Raw genomic sequence first — 21,880 nt, forward strand, 5'->3', positions numbered from 1 at the left:
ATCGCCCGGTCGCACGCCGCCGGCGCGTGCCGCTGGCCCGTCTTTGGACTGGCGGCCGGGCACGCGGGCCGTTCCCCGCGTGCGGCGTCAGTCGTGCCGGTGCATGGCCGACTGATGCTTGGTGTCGCGCATGGTCGCGTAGACCAGCAGCGAGATGAAGATCACGCCCGCCAGGTAGTAGTAGAACCACTGCTCGTGACCCTGCTGCTTGAACCAGAGCGCGATGGCGGGCGCCGTGCCGCCGAAGATCGACACGGTGATGGCGTAGGGCACCGCCACGCCGGTGGCGCGGATATTGGTGGGGAACAGCTCGGCCTTCACCACGGCGTTGATCGAGGTGTAGCCGGCCGTGAAGATCCAGGCCGCGCAGATCAGCAGGAAGGCGATGAACGGCGAGCGGGTCTGCGACAGCGTCATCAGCAGCGGCACGGTAAGCAGCGCGCCGGCGATGCCGAAGAACACCAGCAGCGGCTTGCGGCCGATCCTGTCGGACAGCGCGCCATACAGCGGCTGCAGGATCAGCGCGAAGATCAGCGACGCGGCGATCACGTAGGTGGTGACGATGTCGGAGAACCCGGCGGTCTGCCGCACGAAGGTCTGCATGTAGGTGGTGAAGGTGTAGAACGCCGCCGTACCGCCGGCCGTCAGGCCCACCACGATGGCGACCTCGCGCGGATAGCGCAGCAGGCCGCGCAGGGAACTGGTCTTGGGCTTGGTCTGGCTGGCCTGCCGGTAGGAGTCGGTTTCCGGCATGTCGCGCCGCATGACGGCGGTGATGATGGCCAGCATGGCGCCGATCACGAAGGGAATGCGCCAGCCCCATTCCACCAGCTGCTCATGCGTCAGGAATACGTTCTGCAGTAACAGCAGCACCAGGATCGCGCAGAGCTGGCCGCCGATCAGCGTGACGTACTGGAAGCTGGAATAGAAGCCGCGATGATCGGGATCGGCGATCTCGGTGAGGTAGGTGGCGCTGGCGCCGTATTCGCCGCCCAGGCTCAGGCCCTCGATGACCCGCGCCAGCGCCAGCAGCGCCGGCGCCGCCAGGCCGATGGAGGCATAGGTGGGCGTGACCGCGATGATCAGCGACCCCACGCACATCATGCCCACCGAGACCATCAGCGATAATCGGCGTCCGTGCCGGTCGGCCAGGTGGCCGAACAGCCAGCCCCCCAGCGGCCGCACGATGAAGCCGGCGGCGAACAGCGTGGCGGCGTTCAGCTGCTGCACGACGGGATCGTGCGAGGGGAAGAAGGCGGGGGCGAAGTACAGGGCGAAGGCGGTATAGGCGTAGAAGTCATACCATTCGACCAGGTTGCCCATGGAGCCGACGAAGATCGCCTTGATGCGGCGTTTGGCGTCGGGCATGTCGAGATACGCTTGGCTCATATCTGTCTTCCACGGAGACGGTACCCGCCTATCTTGCGCCTGCCGGCACAAAAATGCACCCCTGCATTTGTCCGGGATGTTTGTTCAGCTTGGTGTCAAGAATTGCCGTGGCGGCAGGCACGCGGCTTGCGGTCCCGTGCCTGCGTTCGGCTCGCCGTGCGTATTGCCCGCGGCGCCTTGCCCGCGGACTGTCCGCGCAATGCCGCGCGGGTGCCGTGGCTGGGTCGGCGGCCGCGCCGCCGGCGGGGATCGCCGCTTACTTGCGCGGCGGTTCGATCACCGTGCAGGCCGCCGCGCCGGCGGGCGCCTGGGCGTCGTCGCCAAACAAGGCGCGCGCGCCGCAGACCGATTGGAACATGCCCTTGTTGTCGTGGCCGATGCCCGTCACTTCGAAGCCGGCGCGATGCAGGGTCACCGGCCGGCTGCCGCGCGCGGCGACGATGCGCTCGTACTGCAGGTAGGCGGTGCCGCGCGCCAGCCGCGTCGCCCCCTGGGCCTCGGCGCCGCAGGTCTTGTCCAGCAGGCGGTGCTCGGGGTTGTTGTCGGCGCCGCCCAGCAGGTAGGTCACGTCGCGCGCCGCGTAGCGGATGAACAGGCGCGTGTCATCGGTTTCCTGCGCGTACGCGGGCAGCTTGTCGGTGCCGTACTTGTACTGGTTGTAGGTGGGGCAGATGCCGCGCTCGTAGGGCGCGTAGCCCTTGCCGTCGGGGCGCGGGCGTTCGCGGGTCAGATACAGGTATGACGAGGGGTTGGCGATCACGTAGCGCACCGCGATGCCGTCGCGGCGCAACGGGCCGTCGATCTGGTTCAGCACGGCGTAGCGCTGCACCAGCTGGCCGCCGCCGGAATGCCCGGCCAGCACGATGCCGGCCAGGATCGGCAGGCGCTTGCGGTCGTCCAGGCTGCGCAGCAGGTCGTCAATCACCTGGAACGAGCTGACCGGCGCGGGCCGGCCGTTGGCCTGCACGCTGTCCTCGCCGTCTTCCCAACTGGCCTTGCGCCACGCGGCCATGCCGGCGAAGCCCGAGTCGATCGAACCGACAAAGCGCGGCGCCAGGATCAGTGTGTCGTTGGCGCGGGCGGGGTTGGTCGCCAGCAGCGTGGCAACGGTTTCGTAATAGGCGTCGGCATTGCGCTTGACCCCATGGAACACGATCACGATCTGCTTGATATCGCGCAGGTCGCCGCGCGCCAGGTTCCGGTTAGCATAGACCGGCACCTTGTAGCGATGGCCGGGCTTGCCCAGTTCCAGCGTCTGCCAGCGCGGCACCACCACCCGCTTGGGGGCGGGCGCGGGTTCGTCGTAATCGTAGGGGTCGGGCAGCGGCGTCTGCGCGCGCGCCGCCAGGGGCAGCAGGGCCGCCAGGGTCAGCGCCGCCACGCCCCAGGCTCGGCGCGAGCGCGGCACGCGCGGAGCCGGATGGGGCTGCGCGGCGCCGGGTGCGGCTGTGCGGCGCATGGCGCGGGCGGGCGTCAGCAGCCCTCGTGGCCCAGCAGTTGCTTGAGCGCGGGCTGGTCCAGGATGCGGACTTCGCGCTGGTTGATGCGGATCAGGCCGTCGCGCGCGAAGCGCGAGAACAGCCGGCTGACCGTCTCCAGGGTCAGGCCCAGGAAGTTGCCGATTTCCTCGCGGCTCATGCGCAGCACGAACTCGGTCGACGAGTAGCCCAGCGACGCATAGCGCTGCGACAGGTTCAGCAGGAACGCGGCCAGGCGCTGTTCGGAACGCATCGAGCCCAGCGACGCCAGCATCTGGTGCGAGCGCGTGATTTCGCGGCTCATCAGGCGGCGGAACTGCTGCTGCAGCGAGGGCAGGTGGGTGGCCACGCGGTCGACTTCGTTCAGGCGGATCACGCAGACTTCGGAGTCTTCCAGGGCCACGGCGGCCGAGACGTGCTTGCCATCGAGCATGCCGTCCATGCCGACGATCTCGCCGGGCAGGTGGAAACCGGTGATCTGGATCTGGCCGGTGGCGTCTTCGAGCTGCGTTTTCAGGCTGCCGAAGCGCACGCCGTAGACGGCGTCCAGGGGATGATCCAGCGAATACAGCGTCTTGCCCTTTTCGAGGCGCACGCGTTCTTTCACCAGTTCGTCCAGCTTTTCCACTTCGGCGGCTGCCATCCCGACCGGGACACACACGTGGCCCAGCATACACGTGGAACAGTGGGCGGCATCAGGGGCAACGGGAACCCGTTTTTGCATACGATGACCTTTATAGTGCCTAGACCTGGCGGGTAGCCTGGACGGGCTTAAAGCGTGAAGACAGGTACCCATTGTAGTCCGTTGTTACTACGGGTGTCTTACGCGGCATTTTGTAGCGCATTCCTACGGTTGCGATCGGGCCGGGCGGGCGCGCCGATAGGCGATCCAGTCGTCCCCGTCGATGTCCGCCGCCGCCCCCCGCCAGGCCGGGTCGATGGGGTAGTAGTCGCAGGCCACCGGGGCGGCGCCAGGCGCCAGCGGCCGGGCCAGCACCGGCCGGCGCACGAAGCAGCCGGGGCGGCCGGGGACGTATTCCTCGATCTCATCCATCAGGGCGACCAGGGCCGGGTCGACCTCGTAGATATCGCCCAGCACCCGCCGGCCATCGGTCACCGGGAGCAATCCGGGCCAGTCGCCGAAATCCACCAGCATGCCGGGCACCGTGGCCGGGCCGACGTGGCGCGCCGGCGGCAGGCCGCGGCGCGCGGCGGCTTGCGCCAGGTCATTGATTTCGCCCGCGCGTAGCGTGCCGTAGACAAAAACGTATATGCTCATGGGACAGATTGTTGCTGTACGCGGATGCGTTAACCGACCCAAATCCATGCGGCCGACGAGGTATTGAAATTCTCGCATCCGGCCGCATATTCAGGTCATCGAGCCCGCCGGCGCGTATCGGTCAGGCTCACCAACAAGCCACCAACGACCATTATGCGATTCGACAAACTGACCACCAAGTTCCAGCAAGCCCTGGCCGACGCTCAGAGTCTGGCCGCCCGCAACGATCATCCCTACATCGAGCCCGTCCACGTGCTGGCGGCGCTGCTGTCCGACCCGGACAGCGGCGCCGGCAGCCTGCTGGCGCGCGCCGGCGTGGCCGTCAACCGGCTGCAGCCGGCCCTGGACGCCGCGCTCAAGGCGCTGCCCCAGGTGCAGGGCGATGACAACGTCCAGGTCGGCCGCGACCTGCAGGGCGTGCTGACCCGCACCGACAAGGAAGCCGCGCGCCGCGGCGACACCTACATCGCCAGCGAACTGTTCCTGCTGGCCCTGGCCGACGACAAGGGCGAGGCCGGCCGCATCCTGCGCGACGCGGGCCTGCAGAAAAAGGCCCTGGAGGCCGCCATCGACGCCGTGCGCGGCGGCGAGAACGTCTCCGGCGCCGAAGGCGAATCCAACCGCGAGGCGCTGTCCAAGTACACCCTCGACCTGACCGAGCGCGCCCGCCAGGGCAAGCTCGACCCGGTCATCGGCCGCGACGACGAAATCCGCCGCACCATCCAGATTCTGCAGCGCCGCACCAAGAACAACCCCGTCCTGATCGGCGAGCCCGGCGTGGGCAAGACCGCCATCGTCGAAGGCCTGGCGCAGCGCATCGTCAACGACGAAGTGCCCGAGACCCTGCGCGGCAAGCGCGTGCTGTCGCTCGACCTGGCCGCGCTGCTGGCCGGCGCCAAGTTCCGCGGCGAATTCGAAGAGCGCCTGAAGGCCGTGCTCAAGGAACTGTCGCAGGACGACGGCAGCAACATCGTCTTCATCGACGAGCTGCACACCATGGTCGGCGCCGGCAAGGCCGAGGGCGCGATGGACGCCGGCAACATGCTCAAGCCGGCGCTGGCGCGCGGCGAGCTGCACTGCATCGGCGCCACCACGCTGGACGAATACCGCAAGTACATCGAAAAGGACGCCGCGCTCGAACGCCGCTTCCAGAAGGTGCTGGTCGACGAACCCGATGTCGAGTCCACCATCGCCATCCTGCGCGGGTTGCAGGAGCGCTATGAGATCCACCACGGCGTCGAGATCACCGACCCGGCCATCGTGGCCGCGGCCGAACTCTCGCACCGCTACATCACCGACCGCTTCCTGCCCGACAAGGCGATCGACCTGATCGACGAGGCCGGCGCCCGCATCCGCATGGAAATCGATTCCAAGCCGGAAGTGATGGACAAGCTCGACCGCCGCATCATCCAGCTCAAGATCGAGCGCGAGGCCGTCAAGAAGGAAACCGACGACGCCTCCAAGCGCCGCCTGGGCGTGATCGAGGACGAGCTCGAGAAACTGCAACGCGAGTACAACGACTTCGAGGAAATCTGGAAGGCCGAGAAGGCCGCGGTGCAGGGCACCCAGGCCATCAAGGAAGAGATCGACAGCGTGCGCGCCGAAATGGCGGAGCTGCAACGCAAGGGCCAGTTCGACAAGCTGGCCGAGCTGCAGTACGGCAAGCTGCCCGACCTGGAAGCGCGCCTGAAGGCCGCCGAGGTGGGCGCCGCCGAGGCGGCCGAGGAGGCCGAAGGCGGCGAAGGCCGTCCGCGCCTCTTGCGCACGCGTGTCGGCGCCGAGGAAATCGCCGAAGTCGTGTCGCGCGCCACCGGCATCCCGGTGTCCAAGATGATGCAGGGCGAACGCGAAAAGCTGCTGCACATGGAGGAATACCTGCACAAGCGCGTGGTTGGGCAGGACGAGGCCGTGCGCCTGGTGTCCGATGCCATCCGCCGTTCGCGCGCGGGCCTGGCGGATCCCTCGCGCCCGTACGGTTCGTTCCTGTTCCTGGGCCCCACCGGCGTGGGCAAGACCGAGCTGACGCGCGCGCTGGCCGAGTTCCTGTTCGACTCCGAAGAGCACATGATCCGCATCGACATGAGCGAATTCATGGAGAAGCACTCGGTGGCGCGGCTGATCGGCGCGCCGCCCGGATACGTGGGCTACGAAGAGGGCGGCTACCTGACCGAGGCCGTGCGCCGCAAGCCGTACAGCGTGGTGCTGCTCGATGAAGTCGAAAAGGCGCACCCGGACGTCTTCAACGTGCTGCTGCAGGTGCTGGACGACGGCCGCCTGACCGACGGCCAGGGCCGCACGGTGGACTTCCGCAACACCGTCATCGTGATGACGTCGAACCTGGGTTCGCAGCATATCCAGACGCTGGCCGGCCAGCCGTACGACGTGGTCAAGGAAGTGGTCTGGGGCGAACTCAAGCAGACGCTGCGGCCCGAGTTCCTGAACCGCATCGACGAAGTGGTGGTGTTCCACGCACTGGAAGCGCAGCACATCGAGTCCATCGCCCGCATCCAGCTGCGCCGCCTGGCCGAGCGCCTGGAAAAGCAGGAGATGCGGCTGGAAGTGACCGAGCCCGCGCTGGCCGAACTGGCCCGCGACGGTTTCGATCCGGTGTTCGGGGCGCGTCCGCTCAAGCGCACCATCCAGCAGCAGATCGAGAACCCGGTCGCCCGGCTGATCCTGGAAGGCCAGTTCGGTCCGCGCGACGTGGTGCCGGTGGATTGGCGCGACGGCAAGTTCGTGTTCACGCGCACGTTGCAGTAAACCCGGTCGCGTCGTCCATCCCCGGCGCGCACCCCAAAAGCCCCGCAGGCAAGCGCTTGCGGGGCTTTGTTTTGGACAGCGGGGGCCGCGCGGGCGGCCCCGCCAACGGCATCAGGAAGGGGCGTAGTCCCGCCGTTGATCGCCCACCTGACGGCCCAGGCCTTGCAGCGTCCGCAGCACCAGCGCCAGCCCGCGCCGCGTGTCCTCGTCGCGCGAGAGCTGGAACAGTCCGCCCAGGCCCGGGGGGCGCGCCTCTTGCAACCCTTGCGCGTGGGCCGCGCGCCAGGCGTTGGACAGGGTCCAGGCCGCGCCCGTGGCCTGCTCCGACAGCGTGCCGAGCTTTTCCACCATGGGGGCATCGAGCAGGTCGACCAGGTCGGACGCCAGCGCCAGCAGGTCGACCAGATTGTCCAGCCGGCCGCTGTCGGCCAGCGGTTGCAGCTTGCCGGCGAGCTGCGCCAGCGCATCGTTGCCAGCCGCCGCGGGTGGCGCATCAAGCAGGGCGTCGCCTTGGCCTGCGTTGGACAGGCTGTTGTCGTGCGGTGCGTTCATAGCATTCCCCTGGCGACGGACCAGTACAGGCCCCGGTTGAAACCATGCCGCAGCAGTCCGCCCAGCTTGGTCGGCGGCGTCGGCCGCACGTCGTGGGTGTAGTCATACCAGAGCGGCATGCCCGCGTTCAGGCCCATCTGCGCCACGGCCTGGACGCGGCCGTCATAGGCGCTGCAGGGATGGCCCAGCCGGATCTCGCCGGCGATGTTGTTGGCGATGACGGGCGCCTGGTTGTGGCACGAGCCGCCGGCCTTGCTCACCGGCAGGTCCACGGTGTCGCCGATCACGTACACATTGCGCAGGCCATAGACCTGCATGGTTTCGTGATCGGTGGGCAGCCAGCCCTCGTTGTCGGGCGCCTGCGAAGCGCCCGATTCCAGCACCGCGTCGACCGCGCGTATCGGCGGCGTGGCCATGAGGATGTCGAACGGCTGCTCGACGCCTTCCTCCGAGTAGGCAATGCGGCGATCGGGGTCCACCTTCGCCAGCGTGAAACCGCGCTGGAACCGGATGCCGCGTTGCTCGAAGATGGCCGGCAGCACTTCGCAGGTGGGCTTTTGCAGGAACAGGCAGTTGCGCAGCAGTTGCGAGGTGGTGGGGTAGGTGTAGACGATCTCCACCCGGTCGCGCACGCCGCGTCGGCGCAGATAGTCGTCCAGCATCAGCGTGGTCTCGATCGGCGCGATGCCGCACTGGTGCGGCACATTCGGCGTCTTGGGAAAGGTGACGCTGACGAACACGCGGCCGCGTTCGATCGTGGACAGGCGGCTGGCGAGCTGCCGCGCCGGCTCGTACTGGTAGAAATGGTCGCCCGCTTCCCGCAGCCCTTCGATGCGCTCCGGCGCGGGCACGCAGCCGGTCGCGATCACGAGATAGTCGTAGCCGTGGCGCTTGCCGCCGCGGGTGTGCAGTTGCTGGGCATCGAAATCGAAGCGCGTCACCTTGTCGACGCGGAAATCGATCTCGGGCCGCAGCAGGGACCGTTCGGGACGCTTGAGTTCTTCCTGGAAAAACAGGTTGAACGCCACATACATGAAGGCCGGCTTGTAGTAATGATCCGGCGAATCGGACAGCAACATGATGCTGACCTTGCCTGCCGACACTTCGGGGTACAGCTTGTGGACCAGTTGGTTGGCCAGCATGGTGCCGCCGACCCCGCCCCCCACGACAACAATTCGCTTGCTCATAAAAATCCTCCGATGAGAATAATCAGGAACCAAGTGCAGTTGCGTCCTCATATGTAGCAATTGAGGGGTGGCCGGTCAACAAAATAACTGTGACTTATAAAAGAGCATCCATGCCGGTCGCGTCTCGGATCGGGCCGGCGCGGCTCGAAATGCCGCGCCGGCGCAGGCCGTCTTACTGTTTGACGGTGACGAACACCGGGTTCGAATAGAACCACAGGTCGTTGTAATTGCGCGCGTTGATGGCGTTGAAGCGGGCCGCGTTATCGGCCAGATCGACCTTGGCGTCCGGCAACGGTTCGCCGTTGGCGGTCTCGCCCGCCACGTCCGGCGCCAGGTTGGTGCCGCGCAGGCGCAGATACTGGCTCTTGTCGGCGGTCAGCTTGACCTTGATGACGTTGTAGCCGTCCTTGTCCACGGTCCAGTCCTTGCTGGTGTAGCGGCCCAGCACGCGGGTGCTCGGATTGGTGGCGTTGTCGTATGCCGGCGTGCCGGCGGCGGCGCGGGCGCCGACATCGCCCACGATCAGGTCGACATGGTGCACGGTCGGCTTGACGTAGGTGGGGTTGCCGCTTTCGATCGGATACTCGTAGTGGTTGCTGGCGGGGCTGCGAAAGCGGATGGTGACCTCCACCTGCTCGCCCTTGGCCGCCGTCAGTTCGCCGCCCATCCGGGCCGTGCCCGAGGCGCCCTGCGCCTGGAATTCGAGCGCGTCGATCAGGTCGCCGAAGACGCCGAACATGCGGCCGCTCTTCAGGCCCGCGACCACCGCCGCCATGTCCTTGCCATCCTTCCAGACGTAGGTCTTGGCGTACTCGCCCGGCGCGTAGCCGCTGCTGTACTGGCCGGTGGCGTTGACGCGGAAATGGAAGTCCGAATCGGCCACGGTCCAGATGTGGCGGCCTTCGCCCAGCAGCGCGTCCCAGGTGCCGCCCAGCTTGGCCACCAGGTAGTCGACGCCGCCGTAGGTGCGGTTGGGCAGCTTGTCGGCCGTGTAGGCCTCGGCATAGCCGCCGCGGTCGGGTTCCATCTGGTTGCCGACCATGCCCTCGATGGCGAAGAAGATCGACGGCGCCAGGTCGTGCATCTCGCGCAACTGGCCGATGGTGTACTTGCCGGCGTAGCGCGACGGGTGGTTCAGCAGCATGTAGCTGTCGGGGTGCTTGTCGCGCAGCCACTTCAGCGCTGTCAGCGAATCGGCGTGCGTGGTGTAGGCGCGCGTCTGGCCGGCCAGGTCCGATACCAACTGCGGATCGAACAGGTTGGCGGCCTTGTTGGTGTACAGATATTCGAATTCCGCCACGGCGCGCAGCGACTTGTCGGATAGCGGGTCGTTGGTGCCGATGCCGATGTTGACGTGGTCGTGCGTGGGCATGTCCCACTCGAACGACGAGAAGATGATCTTGCCGGCGTAGCGGCCCGCCGCCTGCGCCTGCTTGATGAACGGCACTTCATAGCGCGCCATGCCGGCCGAGAACGGGATCGAGCCGCCGGGAATGTTGGCGCCGGTGTTGTCGCGCACGGACATGCGCAGGTGGTTCGAAAGCGCGGCCCAGTCCAGCTGGTAGCGGTCGAAGGCCTGGTCCAGCACGCTTTCCAGCGTGGTCTGGGCGTCGTCGGACTGGATCGTGTGCACATGCAGGTCGCCGGCGCTCCAGGCCCCCGTGCGTGCCGGCGGCGCGGGGTCGGTCACGACCGGAGGCGGTGGCGTGACGGCGGGCGTGTCTTCGTCATCATCGCTGCCGCCGCAGGCGCTCAGCAGGGTTACGCAAGCCAGCGACAACGGCATCAGGGCCCGCCGCAGGCGGGTTACTTCGAACTGCATTCAATGCTCCAGCGTCATGCGGGCCGCGAGGAGGCGGCGCCGCGAAGGCCCGCACTATGAAGCGCGCGGGTGACGTGGGAATGACAGAGAGACGGGGCGGATGCGCCCCGACGGCGCGGCGGCGGTCAGCGCTTGCGCGGATCGGCCGCCGGCGTGGCGGCCGCCTCGGCCAGCGCCTGCCGGATGATGGCGCTGGCGGTCCAGCGCGCGACCTCGGTGACCGCTGTCTGGTCCAGGCCCCAGATGTCCTTGAGCACCAGGAACACTTCGGTGCCATAGACCAGCGACAGCGCCTGCGCCACGCGATCCTGCTGCGCCGGCGTGAGCGTGCCGGCCAGCGGCGCGATGGCGCGCTTGAGGATGTCGATGCGGTGGCCGCGCACCAGCCGCGGCTGGTTGCCGGCGCGGCCGGCGCTGGCTTCGGCGTGCTGCTGCAGCGAGACCTGGATGGCGGCGCGTAGCGACGCTTCGTGCGCCTGCAGGCGCGGGTAGGCGAAGCGCAGCAGTTCGTCGACGCGGGTGGCGGCGTCCGGCGCGGTCGAGTCCCAGGCCAGGATCGGCCCCAGGCTCTCGTCGACCACGGCCGCGATCAACGCGCTCTGGCTGGGAAAGTAGCGGTAGGCGGTGGCGCGCGACACCTGGGCATGCTCGGCCAGCTCGGCCACCGACGGCGTGATGCCTTGCGCCATCAGGCGCTGCGCGGCGTCCAGCAGGATCTTGCGCATGCGCGCGCGCGGCCCGTGCGGCGGTTCGCCGCTGGCGGCGGCCTGGCGGCTGGCGGGCGCGATCAGGCGCGCCGGGGCGGCGGCCGCCTTGCGCGCGGCGTTCGTGGTTTGACGTGAGACAGGCGTCTCAGTATGATTCTTTCGTCTCATTTCTTGATTCTACAGGGCTCGCGCCCGGCACATATATCGAGGCGCGCACCGAGTGTAGCCGCCCGCGGAGGAGTCATGACGCATTCGAATCGGCGGGTTTTCGTGGCCGCCACCTACGACACCAAGGGCCACGAGGCCGAGTACGTGGTCGAGCTGCTCAGGCGCGAAGGCCTGGACGTGGTTTCGGTGGACGTGTCCACCACCGGCGCGGCCAGCGCGGCGCAAGTGCAGGCACGGGAAGTGGCGCGCAGCCACCCGCAGGGCGAGCAGGCCGTGTTCACGGGCGACCGGGGCAGCGCCATCGCTGCCATGGCGCTGGCATTCGAACACTATGCCGCCGCCAACCCCGACATCGGCGCCTTGCTGGGCCTGGGCGGCTCCGGCGGCACCGCATTGATCACCCCGGCGATGCGCGCGCTGCCCATCGGCGTGCCCAAGCTGATGGTCTCGACCATGGCGTCGGGCAACGTCGCGCCCTACGTCGGGCCGTCGGACATCGCGATGATGTACTCGGTGACCGACGTGGCCGGCCTGAACCGCATCTCGCGCCGGGTGCTGGCCAATGCCGCCGGCGCCATCGGCGGCGCCTTCCGCCAGGCCGCCAGCGCCGCGGGCGATGACAGCCGGCCCGCCGTCGGCATCACCATGTTCGGCGTCACCACCGCCTGCGTGCAGCAGGTCACGCCGCTGCTCGAATCGCGCTATGACTGCCTGGTATTCCACGCGACCGGCACCGGCGGCCAGTCGATGGAAAAGCTGCTCGACAGCCATCTGCTGTCCGGCGTGCTGGACCTGACCACCACCGAGGTCTGCGACTTCCTGTTCGGCGGCGTGCTGGCCTGCACCGAAGACCGCTTTGGCGCCGTGGCCCGCACGCGCGCGCCCTACGTGGGCTCCTGCGGCGCGCTCGACATGGTCAATTTCGGCGCCATGGATTCGGTGCCCGAGCGCTACCAGGGCCGCACCTTCTACCCCCACAACCCGCAGGTGACGCTGATGCGCACCACGGCGGAAGAGAACCGCCGCCAGGGCGAATGGATCGCCGACCGGCTGAACCGCTGCGACGGCCCCGTGCGCTTCCTGATCCCGGAAGGCGGCGTCTCGGCGCTGGACGCGCCGGGCCAGGCATTCTGGGATCCGCAGGCCGACGCCGCGCTGTTCGAGGCGCTGGAGTCGCGCCTGGTGCAGACCGCCGACCGGCGCCTGGTGCGCGTGCCGTGCCACATCAACGATCCGCTGTTCGCCCGCACGGCGGTCGAGCAGTTCCTAGCCATCGCCAAACATTGAGGATTTTCGCCATGCCGCGCTTTGACCGTAACCAACTGCTGGACAAGTTCCGCGCCATGGTGCGCGACCGCACCCCCATCGTGGGCGGCGGCGCCGGGACCGGACTGTCCGCCAAGTGCGAGGAAGCGGGCGGCATCGACCTGATCGTGATCTACAACTCGGGCCGCTATCGCATGGCCGGGCGCGGCTCGCTGGCCGGCCTGCTGGCCTACGGCAATGCCAACGAGATCGTGGTCGACATGGGCCGCGAAGTGCTGCCGGTGGTCAAGCGCACGCCGGTGCTGGCCGGCGTCAACGGCACCGATCCGTTCTGCGACTTCGACGTGTTCCTGGACGACCTCAAGCGCCAGGGTTTTGCCGGCGTGCAGAATTTCCCCACCGTGGGCCTGATCGACGGCACCTTCCGCGCCAACCTGGAAGAGACCGGCATGGGCTACGCGCTGGAAGTGGACATGATCCGCCTAGCGCACGAAAAGGGCATGCTGACCACGCCCTACGTTTTCAACGAGGACGACGCCGTGGCCATGACGCGGGCCGGCGCCGATATCATCGTGGCGCACATGGGCCTGACCACCGGCGGTTCGATCGGCGCCGAGACCGCGCTGACGCTGGATGACTGCGTCGCCGCCATCGACCGCATCGCGGCGGCCGCCCTGGCCGTGCGCCCCGACGTGATCGTGCTGTGCCACGGCGGCCCCATCGCCACGCCCGAGGACGCCGCCCACATCCTGCGCCATTGCCAGCATTGCCACGGTTTCTACGGCGCCAGCTCGATGGAGCGCCTGCCCACCGAGCAGGCGCTGACCGCCGCTACCCGCGAGTTCAAGCAACTGACGTTCTGAAATTTCCCCTTCCTCCGTTTCCGTCGGGGCGCCGCGCGCCCGTCAGGAGTCCGCATGCCGCATACCGTCTACACCAGCGCCATCGTCCAGGCGCCGCTGGCCAAGGTCTGGCCGCTGTTTCGTGATTTCAACGGCCTGGCGGGGTGGCACCCCGGCATTGCGCACAGCCGCCTGGAAGACGGCGGCCGCCACGACGCCATCGGCTCGGTGCGCTACCTGTCGCTCAAGCCTTCGGGCTTCGTGCGCGAGCAGTTGCTGATGCTGGACGACCCGGGCACCGCGCTGCGCTATTCCATCATCGAGACCGATCTGCCGATGCGTGACTACGTCGCGGGCGTCAATCTGCGCGCCATCACCGAGAGCGGCACGACGCTGGTGGAATGGTGGGCCGATTTCCGCGTCGAGGCGGATGCCGACCTGCAGGCGGTGGCGACCGCCGTGGGACAGGGCGTGTTCGCCGCCGGTCTGGCGGCCCTGGACGAGAAACTGCGCGCCTGAGCGGCGCGTAGCGTCGCGGCGGGGCGGGCGCATGCCCCGCTGGCGTTGCCGTGGCGACGCGATCCGCGTCAGGCGCGCCGGCGCGTCGCGCTCGCCGACAGCTTGCAGCCGGCCGGCAGCGCCGCGCCGCGCAGGTAGTCGCGGATGGCGCGGATCAGCGCTTCGGCCGCCGGGCTCAGCGCATGTTCCTTGTGGCGGATGATGCACAGCGTGCGCACCACCGTCGGCCGCGCCAGCAGCGCGTATGCCAACCCCGGTTCCAGCACCCGCTGCGCCGCCAGCGCGGGCAGCAGCGCCACGCCCATGCCGGCCTTCACCAACGCTGCCTGGGAAGTGGTGCTGGAGGCTTCGTAGAAGGGCGCGGCGGCTTCGATCGGCAGGTCCGCGCGGGCCCGCAGCAGCGCCATGATGCCGGTCTCGTCCACCACCCCCACCAGCTTGCGGCCCGCCAGGTCGGACCAGCGCATGGCGCCGTCGCGGCCCGGGCGCAGGCTGGCGTCGTCGCGCCGGTACAGCACGCCGAAGCGGTCTTCCAATAGCGCGTCGAATTGCAGGCCGGGCGCATCGGCCCAGCGGCTGGTCAGGCCGAAATCGACTTCGCGCGCGGCCACCTTGCGCTGGATGCGGCCGGAGTTGTCGTCGCTCAGGTAGAGGCGGATGGCGGGATACTGCGCCGCGAACCGCGCCGCCGCCGGCGCGATCAGCTCGGTGATGGCCGAGGGCGCGGCCGCCACGCCGACCCGGCCGCGTTCCAGCGCGCCAAAGCGCACCACGTCCTCGATCGCGCCATCGAAATCGGCCAGCAGGCGCATCACGCGCGGCAGGAACTCCTCGCCCGCCGCCGTCAGCAGCACGCGCCGGCTGGTGCGCGCGAACAGGCGCGTGGCCAGCGCCTCTTCCAACTGGCGCACCAGGCTGGTCACCGACGACTGGGTCTGGAACAGTCGCTTGCCCGCATGCGTGAAGCTGGATTCCTGGGCCACCGCGACGAACGCGGTCAGATGCTTGAGGGTGACGTGCTTGGGCAGACGATTCATTTCAAATCACGATGGATGGATCAATAAAAACAATTTTTCCAGATTGATCGGGCCGACGATACTAGGGGCTTCATCAAGCATCGGAGCCGTCGGTGGACGGCCCGCAAGCGGCCGGCCTCGATGCCGGCCCTATCGAGACGGAAGTGGCATGCAGGAAGAACTGGATCTGGTTATCGAAGGCGGCTGGGTGATCGACGGGACGGGCGCCGCGCGCCGCCGCGCCGACGTCGGCATCCGCGGCGAGCGCATCGCCGCCATTGGCGATCTGTCGGCCGCTCCGGCCGCGCGGCGCCTCGATGTCGGCGGCAGGATCGTCGCGCCCGGATTCATCGACACCCACGGTCACGACGACCTGATGTTCGTGGAAAAGCCGGGCCTGGAATGGAAGACCAGCCAGGGCATCACCTCGGTGGTGGTCGGCAACTGTGGCATCAGCGGCGCCCCCGCGCCACTGCCGGGCAACACCGCCGCGGCGCTGGCGCTGCTGGGCGATTCGCCGCTGTTCGCGGACATGGCCGCGTATTTCGGCGCGCTGCAGGCGCAGCGGCCGATGATCAACGTGGCCGCCCTGGTGGGCCACGCCAACCTGCGCCTGGCCGCGATGCCCGATCCGGCGGCGCAGCCCAGCGTTGATCAACAGCAGGCCATGGAGCGCATGCTGGCCGAGGCGTTGGAGGCTGGCGCGGTGGGGTTCAGCACGGGCCTGGCCTATCAGCCCGGCGGCGTCGCCGGCGAGGCCGAACTGGACGGCCTGGCGCGGGTGGCGGCCGCGCACGGCGCGCTGCACACCAGCCACATCCGCAACGAGGGCGACGCGGTCGAGGCCGCCGTCGACGAGGTGCTGGGCATCGGCCGCCGCACCGGCTGCGCCACGGTGCTGTCGCACCACAAATGCATGATGCCGGCCAACTGGGGCAAGAGCGCCGCCACGCTGGCCAACATCGACCGCGCCCGCGCCGCCGGCGTCGACGTGGCGCTGGACATCTACCCGTACCCCGGCAGCTCCACCATCCTGATTCCCGAGCGCGCCGACCAGATCGACGACATCCGCATCACCTGGTCGACGCCGCATCCCGAATGCGGCGGCCAGTCGCTGGCCGAGATCGCCGCGCGCTGGGGCTGCGATCCGGTCACGGCGGCGCGCCGCCTGTGCCCGGCGGGCGCGATCTACTTCGCCATGGACGAAAACGAAGTGCGCCGCATCTTCCAGCACGAATGCTGCATGGTGGGCTCCGACGGCCTGCCCAACGACGCCCATCCGCACCCGCGCCTGTGGGGCAGTTTCACGCGCGTGCTGGGACGCTACGTGCGCGAGGCCGAGCTGCTGACGCTGGAGGCCGCGGTGGCCAAGATGACCTCGCTGCCGGCGCGCGTCTTCGGCCTGGCCGATCGCGGCCGGCTGGCCGTGGGCGCCTGGGCCGACGTGGTGGTGTTCGACGCCGACACGGTGTGCGACCGCGCCACCTGGGACGCGCCGACGCTGGCCTCGGCCGGCATCGAGCATGTGCTGGTCAACGGCTGCCCGGTGTTCCCGGCGGCGCCCGGCACGCATCGTCCCGGCAGGATATTGCGCCGCGACGCCAGCATCGCCGCCGCGCCCGTTCTTTCCCGATAACAAGCAGAACCGATCCCCACAGGAGACAATCCCGATGATCCGCAAGACTTGCATCGCCCTGGCGCTGGCCGCCGTGTTGCCGGCCGCCCACGCCGAATTCCCCGATCGCCCCATCACCCTGATCGTGCCGTTCCCGGCCGGCGGCCCCACCGACATCGTCGGCCGGCTGGCCGCGGCCAAGGCGGGCGAGATCCTGGGGCAGCAGGTCGTGGTGGAGAACCGCACCGGCGCCTCCGGCACCATCGGCATGGCCGCCACCGCGCGCGCCAAGCCCGATGGCTACACAGTGGGACTGGCGACCGTCAGCACCCACGGCACCGCGCCGCACCTGTTCCCCAAGCTGGCCTATGACCCGGTCCAGGACTTCACGCCCATCAGCAACCTGGTGACCAGCCCCAACATCCTCAGCGTCAACCCGCAATACCCGGCGAAGACGCTGGCCGAGTTCGTGTCGCACGTGCGAGCCAATCCCGGCAAGGACGGCTACGCCAACGCCGGCGCCGGCGGGGTCAATGACCTGGGCATGATCTGGTTCCTGCAGATCACCGGCGGCAAGATGAACAGCATTTCGTACCGCGGTTCGGCGCCGGCCCTGACCGACACGGTGGGCGGCGTGGTGCCGGTGATCTTCGACAACTTCCCGTCGTCGCTGCCGTACATCAAGAGCAACCACCTGCGCGCGCTGGCCATCACCGGGACCGCGCGCAATCCGCGCCTGCCGGACGTGCCGACCTTCGCGGAGCAGGGCTACAAGGACTACGACGTGACGGCCTGGTACGGCGTGGTGGGACCGGCCGGCATGCCGGCCGACGTGCGCGACAAGCTGGCGCAGGCCTTCGCCAAGGCGGTGCGCGACCCCGCCACCGCCGCCAAGATGGAAGAGACGGGCGCTTTCCCGCTGGGCAACACGCCGGCCGAGTTCGGGGAACAGATCCGCGCCGAGCGCGACCGTTGGAAATCGGTGATCGAGCGCGCGCAGATCAAGCTGCAGTAAGGCGGGGAGCCGGCCGTCTCCGGGGAGTACGGCCTTTCCGGCCAACCGGGTCACGGCGCCCAGGCGGTCCACGGGCGGGGAAATTCAAATAAGATAAGTCACCCGTTACGTGTTACCGGAGGTCGTCATGCTTGAATCGCAAGTCGTGGATCAGATCGGTCGTCATTGGGGTTGGGTGGCGTTGCGCGGCGTCGTCGCCATCCTGTTCGGCCTGATGGCCGTGTTCATGCCGGCGATCACCTTGTCGGCGCTGGTGCTGGTGTGGGGCGCGTTCGCGCTGGCCGATGGCGTGCTGGCGCTGATCGCCGGCATCCGTATCCGCGACCACGGCAAGCCGCTGTGGGCATTGATCATCGTCGGCCTGCTGGGCGTGGCGGCCGGCATCGTCACTTTCCTGTGGCCGGGGCTGACGGCGCTGATCCTGCTCTACATCATCGCCATCTGGGCGCTGGTGGCCGGCGTGTTCCAGATCATTGCCGCGATCCGTTTCCGCAAGGAAATCCGCAACGAATGGTTCCTGGGGCTGTCCGGATTGGTGTCGGTCCTGTTCGGCGCGATGCTGGTGATGCAGCCGGGGGCCGGCGCGCTGGCGCTGGTGTGGGTCATCGGTATCTATGCCGTGTTCTTTGGCATACTGCTGCTGGTCTTTTCCTTGCGCCTCAAGCAGCACCGCGCGCCCTGAGTCCATGACCGCTTACCAGACCCTGATTCCCCTGAACTTCCTGGCCGTGGGCCTGGGCGCCATGTTCGGCGCCTGGGCCCGCTGGCTCGTCAGCCTGTGGCTCAACACCGAGTCGTGGCCCTGGGGCACGCTGGCGGTCAACCTGGCCGGGGGCTATCTGGTGGGGCTGGTGCTGGCGCTGGTGGCGGGCCATCCCGAATGGCCGGCCTGGGTGCGGCTGGGGGCCATCACCGGCTTCATGGGCGGTCTGACCACCTTCTCGACTTTCTCGGCCGAAACCGTGGCGATGCTCGAGCGCGGCGCGTACGGCGGCGCGCTCGGCTACGCCGGCTTCAGTTTGCTCGGATCCCTGTTGCTGACGGGGTTGGGCCTGGCAACGGCCAGCCTGTTGCGCTGAGCCGCCCGCGTTGCGGCGGCGCGGGGCCGCCATGCGGTTGCATGGCGCCTTGGCGACGCTTCAGTCGCCGGCCCGCGGATTCAGCACCCGCGCCGCTTCCAGGCCGCTGCGCACCGCGCCTTCCAGCACGCCGGGATAGCCGGTATCGGTCCAGTCGCCGGCCAGCGCCAGCGTCGGCCACGGCGTGCTGTTCAAGGGCCGCGTCAGGCCCGGCACCGCCGCGAAGGTGGCGCGCTTTTCGATGAACAATTCCGCCGCCGCGACTTCCGGCATCGGCGGCAGCCGCTGCGGATGGGCGGCGGCCTGTTCGGCCACCTGATCGATCAGGGCCTCGATGGCCTGCTGGCGGTTGCGGTCGGCCAGGCTGGTGGCGGCGCTCGCCACCACCGCCAGTTCGCCGGCCAGGGCATCGCCGGCCAGGGCATCGCCGGCCAGTTGCGCGCGGTCGAACAGCCATTGGCCGACGTGGCCACGGGCCGGCTCTTCGCGCAGCATCATCATGGGCTCGGGCAGGCGCCAGGGGCCGGCCAGCCGCAGGTTGAGCGTGGCGATCGGCAGATAGTCGAAGGCGCGCAGCGCGTCCAGCAGCCCGGTGGCGCCGGCCGCCCGCAGCGGCGCGTCCAGCAGGCGCGCGGCGAACGCCGGCGGCACCGCCAGCACGGCGGCGTCGAAGCGTTCCTGGTTGATGTCGATGCCATCCTCCGCCGGCCGCAACTGACGCACCGTGCTGCCGTAGCGCATGGTGACCTGGCGCGCGGCGGCGTCCGGCCACAGCGCCGACAGGTCGGTGCAGGGCAGCAGCAGGTCGCTGTCTTCGCGGCGGCCGGCCAGGCTGTCGCGCAGCACGCGGGCGAACAGCCCGGCGCTGGCGCTGGCCACCGGGGTGTTCAGCGCGGCCAGGCACAGCGGCTCCCAGACCTGGCGGATCAGGGCGTCGGACTGCGCGTGATAATGCAGCAGCTGTTGCACGGTCCAGTCGCGCGGCGGCGTCCAGGACATGGCGCGCAGGCCGCGCATCAGGCGCAGCGTGGCAAAGCGGTCGGCCCACGACAGGCCGCGCGCGCCCAGGATCGCCACCGCCATGTGCAGCGGCGCGGGCAGGCGCGGCGCCGACAGCCGGAAACGGCCGTCCAGGCTGGCCAGCCGCAGCGACCGGCGCATCAGCAGGGCATCGGGGTTTCGGCCCACCCGGCGCATCAGCGCCAGCGTGTGCGTGTAGGCGCCCGACAGCAGGTGCTGGCCGTTGTCCAGCGGCGATTCGAAGCCATCGTGGAACACGCGCCGGGCGCGGCCGCCGGGCGTGTGGCCGGCTTCGAACACGGTGACCTTGGCGCCGGCTTCGCGCAGGGCGACGCTGGCCGCCAGGCCCGCCCAGCCGGCGCCGATGACCGCCGCCTTCACCGTGCCAACCGGCGGACCAGTCCGCGCCCGCCGCCTACCCAGGTCTTCCACGCCAGCCACAGCTTGCGCAGCGGCGTCAGCGAGATGCGCTGATGCAGCACCTGCCAGTTGTCGCGCTCGATCTCGTCGAGCAGCGCGTGATAGATCGCCGCCATCATCAGGCCGGGACGCTGCGCGCGCCGGTCGGCTTCGGGCAGGCTGCGCATCGCCTCGCGGTACAACTCGCGCGCGCGCTCGGCCTGGAACTTCATCAGGGCCGAGAAGCGCTCGGAATACTCGCCGTTCAGGATGTCCGAGGCCTTGACCTCGAACTGCTGCATGTCGTTGACCGGGATGTAGATGCGGCCGCGGCGGGCATCGTCGCCGACGTCGCGGATGATGTTGGTCATCTGGAACGCCAGGCCGAGCTTCTCGGCGTACACCAGCGTGGCCGGATCGGAGTAGCCGAAGACGCCGGCCGACAGTTCGCCGACCACGCCGGCGGCGTGCCAGCAATACTTGCGCAGGCCGGGCCAGTCCAGGTAGCGGGTCTGGTCCAGGTCCATTTCCATGCCGTCGACCACGGCCAGCAGGCGCTCGCGGGTGATCGAACAGCTCTGCAGGTGCGGCTGCAGCGCGCGGGTCACGGGATGGTCGGGCTTGCCGTCGAACATCTGGTCGACCTGAGTGCGCCACCAGGCCAGCTTGATGCGCGCCAGCGACGGGTCGGTGCATTCGTCCACCACGTCGTCGACTTCGCGGCAATAGGCGTACAGCGCCGTGATGGCGCGCCGCCGCTCGGGCGGCAGGAACAGGAAGGAATAGTAGAAGCTGGAACCGCTTTTGGCGGCTTTCTCCTGGCAGTACTCGTCAGGGGTCATAGTTGGCAGGGCCGTTTGCTTACTTGATGGAGCGCCAGAGCATGATGGCCCAGTCCTTGGCGCCCAATTCGGGTCGGTTCATGAATACATCGTAGCCGCTCGCCTCGATCCGCTCCAGCACGCGCAGCCCGCCTTGCACCACCAGGCGCAGTTCCAGGCCGATGCGGCCCGGCAGGCGGCGCGCCAGCGGAGCGCCGAAGTGTAGCAGCGCGCGGGTGCGTTCCACCTGGAACGCCATCAGCGCGCGCCATCCCGGGGTCAGCCGCGCGGCGGCCAGGTCTTCTTCCGAGACGCCGAAGCGGCGCAGGTCTTCCTGCGGCAGGTAGACGCGGTGCTTATGCCAGTCGACCCGCACATCCTGCCAGAAGTTCACCAGTTGCAGCCCGGTGCAGATGGCGTCCGACTGTTCCATGTTGCGCGGATCGGCTGCCTCGAACAGGCACAGCATCAGCCGCCCGACCGGATTGGCCGAGCGGGTGCAGTAATCGGCCAGCGTGGCGTAGTCTTCGTAGCGCTTGACCGCGATGTCCTGCTCGAAGGCCGACAGCAGGTCGTAGAACGGCGTGATGGGCAACTGGTGGCGGGCGATGGTGGCCGCCAGCGGCACGAAAATGCCGGCCAGCGCGGGCGCGCCGGGGGTGGGCACGGCGCCCGGTTCGGCGCCGATGCGGTGCAGTTCGGCGCGGAACGCCGCCAGCTGCGCCAGCCGCTCGTCATCGCTGGCGGCGCCTTCATCGGCGATGTCGTCGGCGGCACGGGCGAACCGGTATAGATCGGTCACGGCGCCACGCAGCCGGCGCGGCAACAGCAGCGAGGCGACGGGAAAATTCTCGTAGTGATCGATGGGCATGGTCGGGTCCTGCATTCGTTCTGACTGCGGTCCGGCCGCGCGGGCCGGATCACGGTCATTTTAGAGTACGCGCGA

The 21,880-nt window shown here is 68.8% G+C and carries 20 protein-coding genes; 8 read left to right on the plus strand and 12 right to left on the minus strand.

What is annotated here, in order from left to right:
• Positions 1 to 87: 87 nt before the first annotated feature.
• From HV742_RS21935 to HV742_RS21950, 4 genes are all read right to left on the minus strand, one after another.
• Positions 88 to 1,389, minus strand: coding sequence for an MFS transporter (locus tag HV742_RS21935; protein ID WP_049073052.1), 1,302 nt, complete (start codon positions 1,387 to 1,389; stop codon positions 88 to 90).
• Positions 1,390 to 1,645: 256 nt separating this feature from the next.
• Positions 1,646 to 2,848, minus strand: a complete 1,203-nt coding sequence (locus tag HV742_RS21940) for a hypothetical protein (protein ID WP_437340567.1) — start codon at positions 2,846 to 2,848, stop codon at positions 1,646 to 1,648.
• A gap of 14 nt (positions 2,849 to 2,862) precedes the next feature.
• A complete protein-coding gene (locus HV742_RS21945; RefSeq protein ID WP_049073054.1) occupies positions 2,863 to 3,591 on the minus strand; it encodes a helix-turn-helix domain-containing protein in 729 nt (242 codons plus the stop codon).
• 123 nt (positions 3,592 to 3,714) lie between these two features.
• Positions 3,715 to 4,146 carry a gamma-glutamylcyclotransferase family protein gene (locus HV742_RS21950; RefSeq protein WP_054415898.1) on the minus strand — a complete coding sequence of 144 codons (432 nt, stop codon included), beginning with the start codon at positions 4,144 to 4,146 and terminating at the stop codon, positions 3,715 to 3,717.
• Positions 4,147 to 4,299: 153 nt separating this feature from the next.
• Here HV742_RS21950 and clpB point away from each other — a divergent pair, with 153 nt between their 5' ends.
• Positions 4,300 to 6,906 (plus strand): ATP-dependent chaperone ClpB, encoded by a 2,607-nt coding sequence (gene clpB, locus HV742_RS21955; protein WP_049073056.1) that lies wholly within the window; start codon positions 4,300 to 4,302, stop codon positions 6,904 to 6,906.
• A gap of 111 nt (positions 6,907 to 7,017) precedes the next feature.
• Here the strand turns inward: clpB and HV742_RS21960 are convergent, their stop codons facing one another.
• The 4 genes from HV742_RS21960 to HV742_RS21975 all read right to left on the minus strand — a co-directional run bounded on the left by HV742_RS21960 (position 7,018) and on the right by HV742_RS21975 (position 11,258).
• On the minus strand, positions 7,018 to 7,458 hold the full coding sequence (locus HV742_RS21960; RefSeq protein ID WP_175146348.1) for a DUF1641 domain-containing protein: 441 nt from the start codon (positions 7,456 to 7,458) through the stop codon (positions 7,018 to 7,020).
• On the minus strand, positions 7,455 to 8,645 hold the full coding sequence (locus tag HV742_RS21965) for an NAD(P)/FAD-dependent oxidoreductase (RefSeq protein ID WP_054415895.1): 1,191 nt from the start codon (positions 8,643 to 8,645) through the stop codon (positions 7,455 to 7,457). Before HV742_RS21965 ends, HV742_RS21960 begins: the two co-directional genes overlap by 4 nt.
• Positions 8,646 to 8,817: 172 nt before the next feature.
• Positions 8,818 to 10,467: a CehA/McbA family metallohydrolase domain-containing protein gene (locus HV742_RS21970; protein WP_175146349.1), complete on the minus strand. Its 1,650-nt coding sequence runs from the start codon at positions 10,465 to 10,467 to the stop codon at positions 8,818 to 8,820.
• Positions 10,468 to 10,592: 125 nt separating this feature from the next.
• Positions 10,593 to 11,258 (minus strand): TetR/AcrR family transcriptional regulator, encoded by a 666-nt coding sequence (locus HV742_RS21975; RefSeq protein ID WP_254601214.1) that lies wholly within the window; start codon positions 11,256 to 11,258, stop codon positions 10,593 to 10,595.
• 159 nt (positions 11,259 to 11,417) lie between these two features.
• On the opposite strand from HV742_RS21975, the gene HV742_RS21980 reads away from it, so the two are divergent.
• Genes HV742_RS21980 through HV742_RS21990 form a run of 3 tightly spaced genes read left to right on the plus strand, consistent with a single transcriptional unit; the run spans position 11,418 to position 13,969 of the window.
• Positions 11,418 to 12,629 carry a Tm-1-like ATP-binding domain-containing protein gene (locus HV742_RS21980; protein ID WP_049073059.1) on the plus strand — a complete coding sequence of 404 codons (1,212 nt, stop codon included), beginning with the start codon at positions 11,418 to 11,420 and terminating at the stop codon, positions 12,627 to 12,629.
• An 11-nt stretch (positions 12,630 to 12,640) separates the two neighbouring features.
• Complete coding sequence (locus HV742_RS21985; RefSeq protein ID WP_054415893.1) at positions 12,641 to 13,471, plus strand: phosphoenolpyruvate hydrolase family protein; 831 nt, start codon at positions 12,641 to 12,643, stop codon at positions 13,469 to 13,471.
• Positions 13,472 to 13,525: 54 nt separating this feature from the next.
• Complete coding sequence (locus tag HV742_RS21990; protein ID WP_059271521.1) at positions 13,526 to 13,969, plus strand: SRPBCC family protein; 444 nt, start codon at positions 13,526 to 13,528, stop codon at positions 13,967 to 13,969.
• A gap of 68 nt (positions 13,970 to 14,037) precedes the next feature.
• Here the strand turns inward: HV742_RS21990 and HV742_RS21995 are convergent, their stop codons facing one another.
• Positions 14,038 to 15,006: a LysR family transcriptional regulator gene (locus tag HV742_RS21995; RefSeq protein ID WP_175146351.1), complete on the minus strand. Its 969-nt coding sequence runs from the start codon at positions 15,004 to 15,006 to the stop codon at positions 14,038 to 14,040.
• 148 nt (positions 15,007 to 15,154) lie between these two features.
• Here HV742_RS21995 and HV742_RS22000 point away from each other — a divergent pair, with 148 nt between their 5' ends.
• From HV742_RS22000 to HV742_RS22015, 4 genes are all read left to right on the plus strand, one after another.
• Positions 15,155 to 16,621: an N-acyl-D-glutamate deacylase gene (locus tag HV742_RS22000; protein ID WP_054415891.1), complete on the plus strand. Its 1,467-nt coding sequence runs from the start codon at positions 15,155 to 15,157 to the stop codon at positions 16,619 to 16,621.
• A 34-nt stretch (positions 16,622 to 16,655) separates the two neighbouring features.
• On the plus strand, positions 16,656 to 17,615 hold the full coding sequence (locus HV742_RS22005; protein ID WP_059271517.1) for a tripartite tricarboxylate transporter substrate binding protein BugE: 960 nt from the start codon (positions 16,656 to 16,658) through the stop codon (positions 17,613 to 17,615).
• Between the two features lie 127 nt (positions 17,616 to 17,742).
• Complete coding sequence (locus tag HV742_RS22010) at positions 17,743 to 18,297, plus strand: HdeD family acid-resistance protein (RefSeq protein ID WP_049073064.1); 555 nt, start codon at positions 17,743 to 17,745, stop codon at positions 18,295 to 18,297.
• 4 nt (positions 18,298 to 18,301) lie between these two features.
• Complete coding sequence (locus HV742_RS22015; RefSeq protein ID WP_049073065.1) at positions 18,302 to 18,694, plus strand: CrcB family protein; 393 nt, start codon at positions 18,302 to 18,304, stop codon at positions 18,692 to 18,694.
• A 60-nt stretch (positions 18,695 to 18,754) separates the two neighbouring features.
• On the opposite strand, the gene hpnE is transcribed toward HV742_RS22015, so the two are convergent.
• Genes hpnE through hpnC form a run of 3 tightly spaced genes read right to left on the minus strand, consistent with a single transcriptional unit; the run spans position 18,755 to position 21,805 of the window.
• A complete protein-coding gene (gene hpnE / locus HV742_RS22020) occupies positions 18,755 to 20,095 on the minus strand; it encodes a hydroxysqualene dehydroxylase HpnE (RefSeq protein ID WP_175146352.1) in 1,341 nt (446 codons plus the stop codon).
• Positions 20,092 to 20,955 (minus strand): presqualene diphosphate synthase HpnD, encoded by an 864-nt coding sequence (hpnD, locus tag HV742_RS22025; protein WP_175146353.1) that lies wholly within the window; start codon positions 20,953 to 20,955, stop codon positions 20,092 to 20,094. Before hpnD ends, hpnE begins: the two co-directional genes overlap by 4 nt.
• A 19-nt stretch (positions 20,956 to 20,974) precedes the next feature.
• On the minus strand, positions 20,975 to 21,805 hold the full coding sequence (gene hpnC, locus HV742_RS22030) for a squalene synthase HpnC (protein WP_049073067.1): 831 nt from the start codon (positions 21,803 to 21,805) through the stop codon (positions 20,975 to 20,977).
• Between the last annotated feature and the right edge of the window lie 75 nt (positions 21,806 to 21,880).

The organism is Achromobacter ruhlandii (genome assembly GCF_902859695.1).
In the GTDB taxonomy this organism is placed as follows: domain Bacteria; phylum Pseudomonadota; class Gammaproteobacteria; order Burkholderiales; family Burkholderiaceae_B; genus Achromobacter; species Achromobacter ruhlandii.